Source organism: Paenibacillus sp. BGI2013 (assembly GCF_002843485.1).
Lineage (GTDB): Bacteria > Bacillota > Bacilli > Paenibacillales > Paenibacillaceae > Paenibacillus > Paenibacillus amylolyticus.
This window is the reverse complement of record NZ_PJFA01000014.1, coordinates 72926-87948: the sequence shown is the minus strand read 5'-3', so window position 1 is coordinate 87948 and position 15023 is coordinate 72926. Positions and strand designations below refer to the sequence as shown.

Below are 15023 nucleotides of genomic sequence, written 5' to 3'. Positions count from 1 at the left end.
GAACGCTTATGCTTCTTCAGGTTATTTCTGTCCTCTCCGTTTTCATGTTTGTTTCTTACGCTCATTTTATATAAAAGATATTCTATGATCTGGTAGATTCACTTGTACATAGTCTCATATTAACAGATTCTATAGAAGAAATTAAATTAGATTTGTGCTTTTGAGAAGAAATTACCCTAACGTCAAAAGTTGCAGACACAATTACGCCGTTCCACGATGTAAGAACACGCTCATTCAATCAATTATTCGTTAAGAATACAATGATTCAAGGATAATATTTAGGGAATTAATTCCGATAAACGTATGGATAATACCTCCTATTTCGTTGAACTAAAAGGCTTTTGTGGTATACTAGTGATATCAACAAATTAGGAGCGTACTGTGCTCACCAGGGTTGCAACCCTTGGTTCCACTCCGCAGTGGACTTTAAATAAGATGCGGAATAGAGTAATTAGTTGCATAACACACGGTAATACGGAATATACTATATTTGGACCCTTAGGGTCACTGGGGAAGGCGACCCCTAGTTCCACTCCGCGGTGGACTTTAAATAAGACGCGGAACAGAGCTTTTAGTCGCCACCATATTATAATTGTGAAGGCGCTGGTTCTATCTACCTAGCGTCTTTTTTAGTTTGTAAATAGAAACTGTGAGGGAACCTATATGCTCGAAAGGATATCACATGTCCACGACTTACACTCACTAGATGTAAAACCAAGAATAGATCAGATTAACCTAAAATTGCTCCTCGACTACTACATCAGCTATCTATTACCATATCGATTTACATACAACTTGGGAGACGGCTCCGTACTTCACTTAGATTTTAACAAAGAAAACTTTTGTCATCTTGTAGGCTTACAAAGTATTGTCAATAAAACTTTGAAGGAACGCGCAGCTTCAAAATATAAGGGCATGCCAGGTTTCAATGGTGTTATGAACGGTATAATTACGTTTGAAGATTTAAAAAAGAAAAACAAGGGTGGATTCAATAGTGTAAAAAGTAAATTAGTTAATTTCCATCTCATTCCCAAGCTACTTATGTCTTCAACACAAGTCGTTTACTACACTCAACCTGTTAATAGTATTAATTGTGCCCTATTAATATTTGATGTGTATCACAATGCTTACATCCATCTTGGAATAGATAAAATAGTGGAAGGAACATATGTAGCAAGAACGTTTCTTATCGAACCGATAACACAAATAAATTCGGGCACTACGTTCATTGATGGTCAAAAAGGACCCATACCCATTGTTAAGACCTTAAAAATGTTAAGACCCGATACACAAGTAGCCTCTACTGCTATCAACATCTCTGAATCATCAGATAACTATTAATGGTGTCTCATCTGGAATCGATTTCAGGTACAAACTAAATAACCGTTCTCCGGTATACTACTGGAAAACGGTTATTTAGTTTGTTTTGCTACCTAGAAGGCTATAGAATTCTTTGATATATTAAGTCGTAAGTTTCGCATACACCAGGAAGAATAACATGTCTTCGCCCATGATGACATAACCCGGAACCTGGTAGACCAGATCAACAAGGACAAATGCCACCAGTAACCCCACCATGACTGCCAGATGACGTGGCCGGAGTCGTAGATGTGCGTGTCTGTAACGGTGGAACACAAGTGATGTCGACAAGAAATACAGTAACGCTGATCCAAATACAAACCCCAGCATGAACACATAGTTTAACTGATTCTGATATAACAGCTGAATTGAGGCAGCGATCATACTCATAGAGATGTAGATGAACAGATGGCCGTATATGATCGCTTGCCCGGCAGTCTGAATCTCTTTGCTGACTTTTTTCTCCACGTTGTCGAAGTATTGCCACCATATCGCAATGACAAAGATGGACGTAAAGGCGGCAAACAGAATGGATTTCATATCCCAATGATCGGCTTGCAGCACAGCGATAATGCTTACCACCGATTCACCCAGCAGGATGAGTGTAAAGAGCGCGAAACGTTCCAACAAGTGATGGGTCTGAACCGGTACCTTCACCAGATTTTTGCGTCCGATCAACGGAAGTACGATGTCCACAGCAATCCCCGCATACAAAATCACGTAGCGTAACCAGGAATCGAAGAACAATGAACCTGATGAGATCAAAATCCCAATGAGGAAACAGGTACCCAAGTAACGAGCCGCTTGCTGCTGATGCTCGCCTTTTGACTTGTGAGCCGTCAGATACTGAATCGCCGTAAATGCCCGTGAGCCGATATATCCAATGAAGAAGGACAGGTAGTATTGGTCAAAATGGGTAGAGAGGCTTGCCGTCATGACCATAACGGACAGAAGCTGAAGGATGAGGAATATTCGATGGATCAGGATATCTTGACCATAGCGGTTAATAAACAAGGTCTGACCGACCCATGCCCACCAAACAGGGATAAAAATAAGCACAAACTTCATTAAATATTCAAACGTAATTACTCCATGTTCGGCATGTAACAGGACATGACCTGCTTTGGAGACCGCTGCTACAAAGAGCAGATCGTAAAACAGCTCCAGCCAGGTAACCTTTTTCTCCATCATCCTTCGTTGCTCCTTTAGGTTTTTCATTACACATACACTTCGATGACGAGTAACCCTTCAATCGCTGTTACCCCCAGATTTTTTTGATTCCCTTTTCCTAAGGGAAAATCCGGGGATAGCGTATACTTCCGATGTAGCTTTCTTTCAGAAAGCTTTTAGGCGAACGCTTCGCTTTTTCAGGTTTTTTCTAGAACTCTTATTAATTCGCAGCTGTAGCAGGTACGAGCGTTCTTACCACAATCGGTTGCAGATTGTCCTCAATTTGAGGGCGGTATTTCTCAAACCATTCAGGCAGCATCAATTTTTGTCCAAGCGAATCAGCAGGTTCATCTTTGGCAAAGCCCGGAGGATCTGTAGCAATTTCAAATAGAATGCCGCCAGCTTCTCTGAAGTAGATTGCGTTAAAGTACTGACGATCCCGCACTGGAGTCGGTTGGTACCCGTAATCACGTACAGCTTCACTCCACTGTGCATGCTCTTCATCGTCTTTGGCGCGCCATGCAATATGGTGCACGGTTCCTGCGCCGCCCATACCCAGAGCCATACGGGTCACTGGAACATCTACGACATTACCGATATCCCCGCTGGACCGGAAACGAGCATACTCTTCATTTTCACTCACTCTGACAAATCCCAAAATTTTCTCAAGAGCATCCATCGTTCTTTGCGGGTTAACACTGAACAGGACAGCACCACCGAAGCCTTTAATCGCTTTATCGGTCGGAATCCCTTCATGCGCCCAAGTGCTGATTGCTCCCTCTTCCCGTTCAACAAGCTCAAGCCGCAGGCCTTCGCCATCTTCGAATTGAAGCAGGTCTTCATTGAAGCGACTTGTTTTGGTTACCTCAATGTTATACTGTTCCAGCCGATTCTGCCAGAAGCCAATCGACCCAGGAGGAATGACATAGGAAGTGATGCCGACCTGACCTCCGCCAATTTTGCCCCGTGGTGATCCAGCCGATGGGAAGAAGGTAATGATGGTACCTGGGCTTCCGTGTTCATCTCCAAAATACAGATGATATACATCAGGTGCATCGAAGTTGATTGTTTTTTTCACCAGACGAAGTCCCAGAACTCCGGCATAAAAATCAACGTTGGCCTGTGGATCTCCTGCGAAAGCTGTAATATGGTGAATACCTGCTGTTTGAATAGTCATGATTAATTCCTCCTTGGTTTGGTAAGTGATTTATAGTAAGTTTGTATTATCTTTAAATTAAGATATATGATCTAGCGAATTATATTTTAATTGTTATTTTGATTGGCCTGTTCTTGTTTCAATTTATCAGGAGTCACGTCATCGCCGTTTGGATCATAGATGGTTGCATTCAGCAGAATGTCGTTGACCGAACCGCGAAAAGTTTGCAGATATTCCTGGCGAAGACGAACCTGTTCCTCTTTTTCCATCTCCGTCAATCCGCCCTCTTTAGCTTTTCTTGAAAGTTCATTTATTCTGGTCAATGTTGGGATCATCATCTTGATCTCTCCTCATGTAATGGATTAAAGATATTTGTTTGGGTTGTTATTTATATTTAAATTAAATATCTTAAGTTAAAGATAAATGATTTGTGATCGGTTGTCAACTCTTTTATCAAAATTAAATATATGAATCCAAACAAAAAAGGGCTAGCTCCGCAGTAATTTCACTTACTACGAACCTAGCCCTACATGTATTGATTTGATTAGCCCAGCTTTTGACCACAATTCGGACAGAAGTTGGCTCCTTCATTTTTGGCTCCACAGTTCGGGCAGAAGTTTGGCTTCTTGTTGCCTTCTGTAGATGAAGAGTTACCTGAATCACCGTTGCTATTTCCCACTGGTTTCTGATCGCTATTCTGATTCTGAGACGAATTGGAATTATTGTTCTGGTTTTGGCCTTGATTCTGGTTCATGTTTTTCATCATTTCATTGGCCATGTTCATGCCCATCATCATGCCCGCCATATCCGAAGCCGCGCCGCCGCCCTGTACTTTACCGGATGAGATGCCGTCTGTCATGCTGACCTGCTGATACTTTTGCAGATTACCAATCATCTCATGCGAAGCGGTCTTTGTAATCATATCCTGAATCTCTTTTGGATAGTTGAAGCTCATCACTTGGAAACCGGTAATTCCAATGCCGATGTCCATCATCTGCATATCCAGATCTTCCTGAATCCCTTTGGCAATATCCGATGCGTTGGCCTGCAGGTTGAACATATCCTTCCCTTCGCGGCTAATCCACTTCATTAGAAGCTGATCCAGCACAGAAGTGATTCGGATTTTGACATCCTCGACCAGATAACTCTGCTTAATGCCTGCAATCTTATCAATCAGGGTAACATAGTCACTTACTTTGAAATTAAATGTTCCGTTGGCCCGAATTGGCATCCCGCCCGGGAGTTGTGGTGTTGGAATCAACACCGGACTTTGTGTGCCCCACCGCACGGTGAACTCTTTTGTATTTACAAACAAGACTTCGACCCGCATGCCACTGTTGAATCCAAATTTGAATCCTTTTAATGTAGAAAGGAATGGAATGATCTCGGAATCGATATTAAATGATCCTTCGTCCTCGAAAATGCCTTCCACTTTACCGTTATTCAGGAAAATGGCGTCCTGACCCGAACGGATGATCAGTTTACTCCCCTTCTTGATCTCTCGGTTGCTCCACTTCCAAAATATCATGTCATCTCTGAACTCTTCCCATTCCACCACATTCGAAAATTGATTTCTGAAAAATCCCATACTAATTCCCATCCCTTCTATAGTAAGCATTGTGTGCCATCATGCCTGCGTTAAGTTATTACGAGTGTCCGTGATGTTAGAACGATCGGCTGCTACCGCTATGGGAATGGCCACCTCGAGTGGTGCCTCCACCGCCGCCTCCGCCACCGTTGTTATTGTTCTTCTCAATCTTGCGTTTGGTGACAGTTGTACGAATGTACCGATCCTGACGATCAATTACACTGGAATTACTGGAATCCTCATATGTTGCACGATTGACAGTAACTCGCCCGCCAGAACGATGGGTCATTATACCAACTACAATTCCTCCGATTGCCACGGATACAGCAAGTTGAAACCACGTATTGAAGAGGATATTATCCGGGTTTACCCCGGGCTTAAGATCCATATATTCGTAGGAGAGCTCCAGATATTTTTCAAAAGCCAATCTATAATTTCCATCCGATACATCTGGGGCAATTTTGGCCGTAATTTTATCGGCTCTGCCATTATCGATGTACTCTTCCCCTTTGTAAAAACCAGCCAGATACATCTTCCGATTGTACATGTCTATTGTAAGAATAACTGCGTTTCCATGCGTTTTATCGTAACCAAATCCCTGATCGTCATAAAAGTCTTCGGTAAGCAGTTTTTCACTTTTATGCTCCTCGTTATTGGAGGTATAGATTACAAAGTCTGTCTGCCGTTCCGCGCCATACTGATTCGCAAGTAGATTCAGTTCACTTATTTCCTGCTCACTCAGCAGGTCGGCCTCATCGTAGATGAGATTTTTGCTCTCCGCTGCGGATGCCGATGACATGGGAATCAACGGAGCAACAAGGGTGATCATAAGTAAAATGAGCGTAGCCATCACGGCCAGAGGGGTTCTTTTTCTCATAAGAATCCACCTCCCATCATCCAGGAAACCAGCTTCAGTGACAGTAACGAGACCGCAGATACCCCTGCGAACCATCCAGCCACTTTGGCTTTGCTGATCGGCGGTTTACCGACCACTTTACCTGTCTGACCATTCATGGCAAAGGTATACTGTGCCCGATTATAGTCATAGTTGACCATCCAAACCGGGAGCAACACATAGTCCGCGTTTTTGAGCGTAGTATCAATCTGTTTGTCCGTGTAGCTCACACTGCTATAACCGGATACGGTTGAGGCAATATAAGAATCAATGTACGATCTTGTTTTATCCTTCGCCCGTGGGAAAAGTTCCTCATCTGTATAACTGTATTTTTCCGCAATGTACCCCGCCAGATACGGGGTCTTGAACAATTTCAGCTGGTTATATGGGAACGGCTCCAGCTTATCCATCAGTTCATCCTTCATTTTCTCCGATGCATCAATGGGCAGATTCACGTAATTCAGCCGAATCCGGCGGTATATATCGAAATGCTGTGTTTCTGTGTAATGGTAGTCGCCCTGTGTGTAGGATCTGACCTTGGTGCCACGACCATGCACTTCGATTTTGTTATGTAACTCGTACAACCAGAACGGCACGTACATGCCGGTAATGCTCTGAATCCGATCGGCGGACATGAAGCCACTTGGCGTTAAAAGGCCGTTTTTGCACCACTTTTTGAAAGCCTGCTTGGCTTGATCCTTGTTGATCGAAAAGGGAATCACCATCGCAGGGGCCAGATTGCCCGTCAGCCGATCACTGAGTACAACCGCTGCACCGCAGAAACTACATGTCGTCGCACTGGTCTCCGGTTCTGTCACAATGTCAGCTCCGCAGCTGTTACAGTGGTATTCTTTGACCTCGTTTTCGGTGAATACTTGTCTTTTCAAGGGATCGGGGATCTGCTCTATGTTGTCCTGGCGGCCGCAGCTGGGACAGGATAATGCACCTGACACACTGTCAAAGATCATACCACTGCCGCAGTTTGGACATTTATATTCAATAACCGGCATCTGCTCACCTCAATGTTAACGAAATGGTGTAACGTATTACTTATTATTCAGCTTTTCCTGAATCGCTGCGAGTTCTTCCTCTGCACTTGGCGACGCATTCTCATTATTACCCGCATCTGCGTTCATGTCCCTCTCCAACCGGGCAATTAATTCGTCCAAATCATCTTCCTGTGTCCCAGCACGAAGTTCTGCCAAAGCCTCTGCTTCGTTCAGCGCCTGATTCGCCTTGTCTTCCATGGCCTTCAATGCAGCATCAGCTCTGCCCGCAGATGCATTCCGTTCGTTGGTCTGTTGCTGCGCCTTTGCATCTGCCATGCGACCTTTCAGTTCTGCATGTCGCGCTTCCAGTTGCCCCAGATCTGCAACCAGTTTATCGTTCATATGCTTCATCATCTTGGCTTTGGCGGAAGCACGTTCATAGGCGGCTTGTAATTCATTCAATTTGTCAGCCAGCTTCACTTTCTTCTCCAGAAAACCACGTGCCTTGTCTTCGTCTCCAGACTCCGCTGATTTTTCCGCATACCGCTGTAATTTCTTGACCTCGGCGCTACACTCATCCAATGCTCGCTTCGCCCGGCTCTCATCCGACAGCACCGCTGTCGTTTCAGCCTTCACCTGACCCAGATCACTGCTCAGGCTTCGCATATATTCATTCACACTCTTCTCCGGGTCTTCCGCCCGAGACAACATGTGGTTCACATTGGCCTTCATCACGTCTCTAAACCTCGATAAGATTCCCATTACTTGTTCCTCCTCCGAAAAGTTCATATGTATACTATAATACATGAATACGGAGACATACGTTTCACATTTCACGATGGCAAGTGGAGTTACTATGATCCAAATACGTACTATAAAACGTAATATAAGAAAAGACGAGCACTTTATAGTGTCGCCTTATAATCAAAAAATCCTCTCCTAATTCTCAGTATCTTTCTTCCTAGTTCACAGTCCTTTAATGAACAGCACACTTTCCTCTGCAATCCGATTTGGATCGGTAACGCCACATCCTCTTCCCTCTGATACTCCAGACATGGACGGCCTTCACTCCACAGCACCCTGCACGGGAACTTCCCAACAACATCCTTAATGATGTGATCCGGCTCAGCCACTTTATGAATGTCTCCCATATGTAATCTCCTCATTTCTCTATACTTATCGTGTGCAATTATGCATTAATTTTGAAATACATAACGATTCGATTCAGTGTACTTCATCACATTCCACTCGGAGAGTTATGAAGGCATAACACACAGGCATTTTGCAGATACAACAGGGCTGGTTCCCCCATAGGTGCCATTCCTTCGCAAGTTGGCTATAATAAGGGGATCAAAGTTTTCTATAAAGGCAGGAAAATTATGCGTACACGAGTTCACTTTATTGCTCCCTACGAATCGATGATTCCTATTATACAAGAGTGCATTCCTCGCTTTCCCCAGTTAACCATTCAGACGGACGTGGGCGACTTGGCAAACGGTGTGGAATTAGCAACTCAAGCTGAGAAAAACGGTGCAGAGATTATCATCAGCCGCGGCGGAACCGCCCAACTCATTAAAAAAGCAGTGACCATTCCCGTCATTGATGTGCAGTTATCGGGCTATGATATGATTCGTTCACTTACACTAGCAAGCCAGTTTAACGGCCAAACAGCTATTGTTGGCTTCTCCAACATCACCTCTGGTGCACAATCGATTATTGATCTGATGGATCTGCCCCTCAAGGTCTATACCATACATAGCTCGGAAGATGTGGCACGATTACTCTTGGAGTTGAAAGCTTCCGGGTACCGACAGATTGTCGGAGATGTGATCACCGTCAACACCGCGAAGACTTATGGTCTGGAGGGATTGTTGATCCAATCCGGCCAGGAATCCATCCTTAGAGCGATGGAGGATGCGCAGTTGGTCTATCGTTATTTGAGCAAAAATCATGCGATATCGATCATCCTGAATGACCTGGTTACACGGGAACATCCCAATTTAGTTATTTTAAATGAACGGAATGAGGTTGTATTTGAGAACCTGACCGATTTTGGGAAAAATCCGCTGACCGATAATCACATATATCTGACCAATACCAGTCTGGAGTTCCATCAATCCCAGATCCAAAATGTGTTCATGGTGGACGATTACCAGCTCACGGTTAACGCCTATGAAACGACCCTGGACAACAAGAACTACAAGGTATATATGCTGGAAAAAGGACAACCCTATGCCTTTGCACAATTCGGCATAACAACGTTTACGGACGCATCGATGGAGCCTATCGTTGCCGAATCCCCTGCCATGCAGGCGGTATTACAGAACATTCGGGCACTCTACGAGAATCATGAACCGATCTATCTGCGGGGTGAAGCAGATTCCGGTAAATCTTTTCTGGTCAAACATATTCATCAGATGTACTCAGGTGGCGGACTCTTATTACAGATGGATCTCTCGCAAGTTCCGCCCGGTCATTTGCACAAGATACCACTCGCCAAGGTTAGAAATGTAGAGATTAACCACATGGAAACACGTATGGAAGATCCAGAGTTGCTCGCCTTTATCCAGAGCTGCCTTCAAAACCAAATAGGTGTGTTTATACTCGGGGAACAGATATTGAACCCGCAGTGGTCACTTGATCTGGAGCTTAATACAATCATGATGCCAAATCTTGCGGATAGACCGGAGGATCTGGCTCCACTGATGCAGCATTTCCTGACGGATTACTACCACAAATACGGAACTACTGCGGTGAGAATCAAAGAAGATGCTCTACAGCTGATCCAAGATCAGATCACACATATGAATGTCAACCAGCTGAAACATCTGATCAAGCAGGCTGCACTCAACGAACAAGATTATGTAATCACCACGGCTACCTTGTCCCGCTTGCTGGATCAGCAACCTTCTTCAAGCCCAATGAAGTTGAACGGTACGCTGAAGGAGATTGAGAAAGAAGTTATTCAGTTCGTGCTTCAGGAGGAAAATAACAATCAATCAAAGGCCGCAGAGCGTCTGGGGATTAACCGGGCCACATTATGGCGTAAACTTAAAGATTAACTTTAAGTTTGCGTCTTTTTTATCGCTTTTATGTGTTGCATTTTTAAACAGTTAACCAAGCATTTAAAATTTACAATAATTTATTGTTGCTATATTAAACGATATGGGATAATATAATCCCTGCAAGCGCTTCATAAAAACGATTACTTCATAAGGAGCTACTACTATGAACATTAAAGCAACTTTAGATCGCATCCCTGGCGGTATGATGGTCGTTCCCCTGTTACTTGGTGCAACCATTAATACATTCTTCCCAAATGCCCTGCGCATTGGCGGATTCACGGAAGCACTTTTTGTTAACAGTGCCAGTACTTTGATTGCCCTGTTCCTGTTCATTGCGGGTACACAGATTACGTTTAAAACAGCAGGTTCCTCTGTCGGCAAAGGTTTGACCTTGCTTACGTTCAAATGGGTGATTGGTGCAGCCCTTGGTTTTATCGCTATATTGTTCGCGGATTCAAACGGGTTATTTCTCGGCCTGGCCCCGCTTGCCATTATTGCTGCGATGACTAACTCTAATGGCGGTTTGTACATTGCTCTCGCCGGCCAATACGGGAAAGAAGATGACAAAGCAGCCTACCCTTTCCTCGCTCTCAGTGATGGTCCTTTCCTGACCATGGCAGCGCTCTCCATCTTTGGTGCGATGGGTTTTGCAAACGGTATGTTTTCCCCTATGGCCTTTGTCGCGGTATTGCTTCCGCTCATCGTTGGTGTCATTATTGGTAATCTGGACCGCAATCTGGGGGAATGGCTGCATAAAGGCAGTGACAAACTTGTTCCGTTCTTTGCATTTGCTCTGGGTATGAACATTAGCTTCTCCTCCATCATTCAAGGTGGTCTTAGCGGAATTTTACTGGGTGTGTTAACCGTGTTATTAACGGGTGGAATCGGTTTCCTGCTCTTTAAAGCCATCGGCTGGAACCCTATCGTTGGTGCTTCCGAAGGTTCAACTGCCGGGAATGCCGTAGGTACACCTGCTGCCATCGTGGCTGCTAATGCTTCATTTGGCCCAATTGCCGAGATTGCTACGGTGCAAATTGCAGCGAGCGTTGTAACAACAGCCATCCTGTTGCCGATCTTCATCGGGTTCCTCTCCAAACGATTAGAGAAATCAGGTGGAGTCGAGAAATACAATCAACGACCAACCACATAAATGGGTATCACCTGATTTAATGTGCTTAATCTGTGCTTAATGGATGATCTGAACGGACTTTTTATTAAAATGTGCTTACAAGGAGGGATGACTGCATGAAATTAGCCATTATTGCAGATGATTTGACCGGTGCCAATGACAGCGGGGTGCAGCTTGCCCGTCATGGCTTGAAGACCAGTGTTCTTTTTAATGTAGATGAAGGCCCTCTTACACGTTACGATGCCGTCGTCTTTGATACAGATAGTCGTTCCATATCCTCGCAGGAAGCGTATGACCGTGTATACCAGGCTGCTGAATTGCTGACGAACAACGGATTTGAGACGATTTTCAAAAAAATGGACTCCACCATGCGTGGTAATATCGGCATCGAGATTGATGCTGTATATGATGTCGTAAAGCCGGACTTTATGATGATTGCCCCGGGATATCCAAAAAATAACCGGACGATATTGGAAGGAATTCATTACCTGAACGGCGTTCCGCTGGCAGATACTGAAATTGCCCATGATCCGAAGACACCTGTAACGATTTCCTACCTTCCGGACTTGTTGAAACAACAGACCAAGTACGAAGTTGGCGAGATCACCGTCGCCGATCTGGAAGCCGGGCAGAATCATATTCGCACCAAGCTAGAACAGTTGAAAACAAATAACATTCCGTATGTAATGGTGGACTCCACCGAAGAAAGACATCTGGAACTGATTCTGCAGATGACTCGTGAGTTGGAGTATACCTTTACTTGGGCAGGTTCGGCGGGCATTGCCAATTACCTCCCCGCACATTACGAGTTGGAATCCAGGGCTGCGTCACTTGATATCCCGGAGAATCCCGGTCCAATCCTAACGGTGGTTGGCAGCGTGAACAAAAACTCCCGCGAGCAGCTGCATCGCTTGATGCGCAAGTCCCGCGTAGCTTCAGTCTCCTTCCATTCCTTCAAAGCGGTATCCGCGACCGCAGACCGCGCGGAAGAGATGGAACGTGTCTATAACGAGGTTCGAGACAAAGCGCTGGAAGGACAAGATGTTGTCCTCTACTCCACCGCTGAACAGGTGGATATCGAACTGGCACGAGCAACGGGCGAAATTCGTGGTCTCAATCACACGGAAGTCAGCAACGAGATTGTACTTGCGATGGGTGAGATCTGTGCCAGACTGCTGGAAGAGGGATTGTTCAAAGGGGTATCCATGACCGGTGGCGATACAGCAAAACAAATCTGTCTGAAATGGAATATTAGCGGCTTCGAGTTGCTGGATGAGCTTGAAATCGGCGTGCCGATCTCCAAGTTTATCGGGATTGATGATCTGCATGTGATTACCAAAGCAGGCGGATTCGGTAAACCGGATGTCTTTATCCATGCGATTCAAAAATTAAAAGGGGGTATTCTTGTATGAAACCTACAATTGGAATTACGATGGGCGACGCAGCAGGTATTGGACCGGAGATTATTATGAAAGCACTGGGTCATCAAGAGATGTACAATCAGTGCAATCCACTCGTTATCGGTGATGCGAAGATTCTGGAGCGTGTGTTGCCTGTCATCGGTTCAAGTCTGATCGTTAACGCGATTCAAGAGCCTTCTGAAGCCAAGTATGAATTCGGTACTGTGGATGTGATTGATCTGAACCTCGTTCCTGCGGATCTGGAATACGGTAAAGTATCTGCCGTGGCTGGAGATGCAGCATTCCAGTTTCTCGCCAAGGCCATTGATCTTGCCAAAAAACAGCAGATTCACTCCATCTGCACCGCGCCTTTGAATAAAGAAGCTCTCCATCAAGGGGGGCACCTGTATCCGGGGCACACCGAGATTCTGGCTGACCTGACGGATACGCAGGACTTCTCGATGATGCTGACCACGCCTAATCTGCGCGTTATTCACCTGACAACACACATGGGTCTGATCGATGCCATTGCAAGTATTAACCCGGAAAGAACCTACACCGTCGTGAAGCTTGCTCATGATACGTTGAAAAAAGCAGGCTTTGAGAATCCGCGCGTTGCCGTATGCGGAATCAATCCTCATGCCGGGGAGAACGGCTTGTTCGGTAATGGAGAAGAAGAAGAGAAACTGCAGCCCGGCATTGAGCGTGCACAGCAGGAAGGCATTAACGTCGTTGGTCCACTCCCGGCGGACACACTCTTCTTCCGCGCTGGTCGCGGTGACTTCGATATCGTCGTAGCTTGCTACCATGACCAAGGCCATGCACCGATCAAGGTAATGGGCATTGAGGAAGGCGTGAACATCACCGTTGGTCTGAAAGGCGGTATCATCCGTACGTCTGTTGACCACGGTACGGCCTTTGATATCGCTGGCAAAAATATCGCAGATGATAAAAGCATGCTGGCTGCCATCCGCTCCGCTATTGAGCTGGCGCCGAAGGATCAAGTTTAAGAGTAGCCGTCATACGGGGACATGAGTGAGAGAGTGAGTCTGGTCAGGAGGACCATCTCCAGGTAGACGTATCTTTATATAGAAGGAAAAAGAAAAAGGCATTCCCTTGTAACTTAGAGGGTTTGCCTTTTTTATTAGTCCTCTATACATTCTTGGCTGTCGCGATTTATGCAACACATCTCCACTGACATCCCCAGATTATCTCTGTCTTCAATCAGCGCTCAGGACTACCCAAAGATATCAGTTCACGCTCACTCTGTGAATGTCTGCTACGGCGATATGCGCTCGGTGACATGCCATTCAGTTTATTGAAAATGCGATTGAATTGAGAGAAGCTGGCGAAGCCACACTGTGCAGCAATTTCGGTGATTTTTTGGTTAGAGTTCAGGAGCATCTGTTGGGCGTTACGTATTCGGGTCATCTGAATATACTCGGTAAACGTAAAACCTGTGACTTTGTTAAACTGACGGGATAGATGATGAGCACTCACGAAAAACCGTTTGGAGATCTCTTCGAGCGACAGTTCATTCTGATAATGACTGTGAATATACGATGCAATGGCATACATCCGCTGCGACATAGACGAACCTGTCTCTTCACGAACGTAGCTATTCTCAGCCGAGTATCGATGGATCGCACACAGAAACTCAACAAACTTGCTATGGATCGCGACTGAATGAAGTGCGGAGGGATCCTGTGATAGAGCATAGATTTCATTTAAAGGGTTCAATACCGCCTGGCGCCGTTCTTCTGTAAATCGGAATATAGGGACCGGTTTATCAAAAATCGAGAACAACTCTGTGTAACCGCTCTCAAGACCAGGTGTATTACGTGGCATGGCAAAGGTGATCATCAATCGTTTCGGCGGAGCACCCTTCGGATATTGCGTTTTATGCAGCAATGAAGGCCGCAACAGAACGATATCCAGAGGCTGGATCTCATATAAACTACCTTCAATGATGTGCGCAGCTGTTCGATCAAGAAGGATACAGATTTCATAGAAATCATGGAAATGCTGAAATTCCATATTCAGTTCATGGGAGCGCTCGTCATAATCCAGATGATAAAAAAGTGAATCTCCAGGCTGGTTCACATGGATCGCATATCCTTGCTCGTATGCCAAAACCGATGGTGTCATGGACATGCCCCCTATCCTGATTCTAATGATTTTATTTTAGCATGAAATGCAATAAAAAGACGTTATTTTCAGCATACAATACATAGTTTCGCCCATTTCTCTTTTGTTATGATAGAGTTGATAT

The 15023-nt window shown here is 45.1% G+C and carries 13 protein-coding genes; 5 read left to right on the top strand and 8 right to left on the bottom strand.

The features are described 5' to 3' along the window. Positions 1 to 663 precede the first annotated feature (663 nt). Complete coding sequence (locus CXK86_RS26225; RefSeq protein WP_076254248.1) at positions 664 to 1341, top strand: PBECR4 domain-containing protein; 678 nt, start codon at positions 664 to 666, stop codon at positions 1339 to 1341. 120 nt (positions 1342 to 1461) lie between these two features. Here CXK86_RS26225 and CXK86_RS26220 read toward each other — a convergent pair whose 3' ends face one another. The 7 genes from CXK86_RS26220 to CXK86_RS26190 all read right to left on the bottom strand — a co-directional run bounded on the left by CXK86_RS26220 (position 1462) and on the right by CXK86_RS26190 (position 7919). After that, entirely contained in the window at positions 1462 to 2550 is a 1089-nt protein-coding gene (locus CXK86_RS26220; protein ID WP_076254251.1) for a low temperature requirement protein A, read from the bottom strand. A 199-nt stretch (positions 2551 to 2749) separates the two neighbouring features. Further along, a complete protein-coding gene (locus tag CXK86_RS26215) occupies positions 2750 to 3706 on the bottom strand; it encodes a ring-cleaving dioxygenase (protein ID WP_076254253.1) in 957 nt (318 codons plus the stop codon). Between the two features lie 86 nt (positions 3707 to 3792). Further along, entirely contained in the window at positions 3793 to 4020 is a 228-nt protein-coding gene (locus CXK86_RS26210) for a DUF896 domain-containing protein (RefSeq protein WP_076254330.1), read from the bottom strand. A gap of 209 nt (positions 4021 to 4229) precedes the next feature. Further along, positions 4230 to 5273, bottom strand: coding sequence for an SPFH domain-containing protein (locus tag CXK86_RS26205; RefSeq protein ID WP_076254256.1), 1044 nt, complete (start codon positions 5271 to 5273; stop codon positions 4230 to 4232). Positions 5274 to 5349: 76 nt separating this feature from the next. Further along, positions 5350 to 6150, bottom strand: a complete 801-nt coding sequence (locus CXK86_RS26200; RefSeq protein WP_076254258.1) for a TPM domain-containing protein — start codon at positions 6148 to 6150, stop codon at positions 5350 to 5352. After that, positions 6147 to 7178 (bottom strand): TFIIB-type zinc ribbon-containing protein, encoded by a 1032-nt coding sequence (locus CXK86_RS26195; RefSeq protein ID WP_047841485.1) that lies wholly within the window; start codon positions 7176 to 7178, stop codon positions 6147 to 6149. Before CXK86_RS26195 ends, CXK86_RS26200 begins: the two co-directional genes overlap by 4 nt. A 36-nt stretch (positions 7179 to 7214) precedes the next feature. Beyond that, a complete protein-coding gene (locus tag CXK86_RS26190; RefSeq protein ID WP_076254260.1) occupies positions 7215 to 7919 on the bottom strand; it encodes a PspA/IM30 family protein in 705 nt (234 codons plus the stop codon). Positions 7920 to 8536: 617 nt separating this feature from the next. Between CXK86_RS26190 and CXK86_RS26180 the strand changes: the two genes are divergently transcribed. The 4 genes from CXK86_RS26180 to pdxA all read left to right on the top strand — a co-directional run bounded on the left by CXK86_RS26180 (position 8537) and on the right by pdxA (position 13761). Further along, positions 8537 to 10219, top strand: coding sequence for a sigma-54-dependent transcriptional regulator (locus CXK86_RS26180; protein WP_076254265.1), 1683 nt, complete (start codon positions 8537 to 8539; stop codon positions 10217 to 10219). Positions 10220 to 10385: 166 nt separating this feature from the next. Beyond that, positions 10386 to 11372, top strand: a complete 987-nt coding sequence (locus tag CXK86_RS26175; protein ID WP_076254267.1) for a 2-keto-3-deoxygluconate permease — start codon at positions 10386 to 10388, stop codon at positions 11370 to 11372. 95 nt (positions 11373 to 11467) lie between these two features. Further along, positions 11468 to 12763 carry a four-carbon acid sugar kinase family protein gene (locus CXK86_RS26170; protein ID WP_076254269.1) on the top strand — a complete coding sequence of 432 codons (1296 nt, stop codon included), beginning with the start codon at positions 11468 to 11470 and terminating at the stop codon, positions 12761 to 12763. Then, a complete protein-coding gene (gene pdxA / locus CXK86_RS26165; protein ID WP_076254271.1) occupies positions 12760 to 13761 on the top strand; it encodes a 4-hydroxythreonine-4-phosphate dehydrogenase PdxA in 1002 nt (333 codons plus the stop codon). The genes CXK86_RS26170 and pdxA overlap by 4 nt, the downstream gene beginning before the upstream one ends. Before the next feature lie 214 nt (positions 13762 to 13975). Here pdxA and CXK86_RS26160 read toward each other — a convergent pair whose 3' ends face one another. Further along, the gene (locus tag CXK86_RS26160) at positions 13976 to 14899 is read right to left on the bottom strand and encodes an AraC family transcriptional regulator (RefSeq protein ID WP_076254272.1); all 924 of its coding nucleotides are present in this window, start codon (positions 14897 to 14899) and stop codon (positions 13976 to 13978) included. Between the last annotated feature and the right edge of the window lie 124 nt (positions 14900 to 15023).

Bases quoted from the DNA above. Each gene is read 5' to 3' on its own strand.
- CXK86_RS26225 (WP_076254248.1), top strand. From the start codon at position 664: ATGCTCGAAAGGATATCACATGTCCACGACTTACACTCACTAGATGTA.
- CXK86_RS26220 (WP_076254251.1), bottom strand. From the start codon at position 2,550: ATGATGGAGAAAAAGGTTACCTGGCTGGAGCTGTTTTACGATCTGCTC.
- CXK86_RS26215 (WP_076254253.1), bottom strand. From the start codon at position 3,706: ATGACTATTCAAACAGCAGGTATTCACCATATTACAGCTTTCGCAGGA.
- CXK86_RS26210 (WP_076254330.1), bottom strand. From the start codon at position 4,020: ATGATCCCAACATTGACCAGAATAAATGAACTTTCAAGAAAAGCTAAA.
- CXK86_RS26205 (WP_076254256.1), bottom strand. From the start codon at position 5,273: ATGGGATTTTTCAGAAATCAATTTTCGAATGTGGTGGAATGGGAAGAG.
- CXK86_RS26200 (WP_076254258.1), bottom strand. From the start codon at position 6,150: ATGAGAAAAAGAACCCCTCTGGCCGTGATGGCTACGCTCATTTTACTT.
- CXK86_RS26195 (WP_047841485.1), bottom strand. From the start codon at position 7,178: ATGCCGGTTATTGAATATAAATGTCCAAACTGCGGCAGTGGTATGATC.
- CXK86_RS26190 (WP_076254260.1), bottom strand. From the start codon at position 7,919: ATGGGAATCTTATCGAGGTTTAGAGACGTGATGAAGGCCAATGTGAAC.
- CXK86_RS26180 (WP_076254265.1), top strand. From the start codon at position 8,537: ATGCGTACACGAGTTCACTTTATTGCTCCCTACGAATCGATGATTCCT.
- CXK86_RS26175 (WP_076254267.1), top strand. From the start codon at position 10,386: ATGAACATTAAAGCAACTTTAGATCGCATCCCTGGCGGTATGATGGTC.
- CXK86_RS26170 (WP_076254269.1), top strand. From the start codon at position 11,468: ATGAAATTAGCCATTATTGCAGATGATTTGACCGGTGCCAATGACAGC.
- pdxA (WP_076254271.1), top strand. From the start codon at position 12,760: ATGAAACCTACAATTGGAATTACGATGGGCGACGCAGCAGGTATTGGA.
- CXK86_RS26160 (WP_076254272.1), bottom strand. From the start codon at position 14,899: ATGACACCATCGGTTTTGGCATACGAGCAAGGATATGCGATCCATGTG.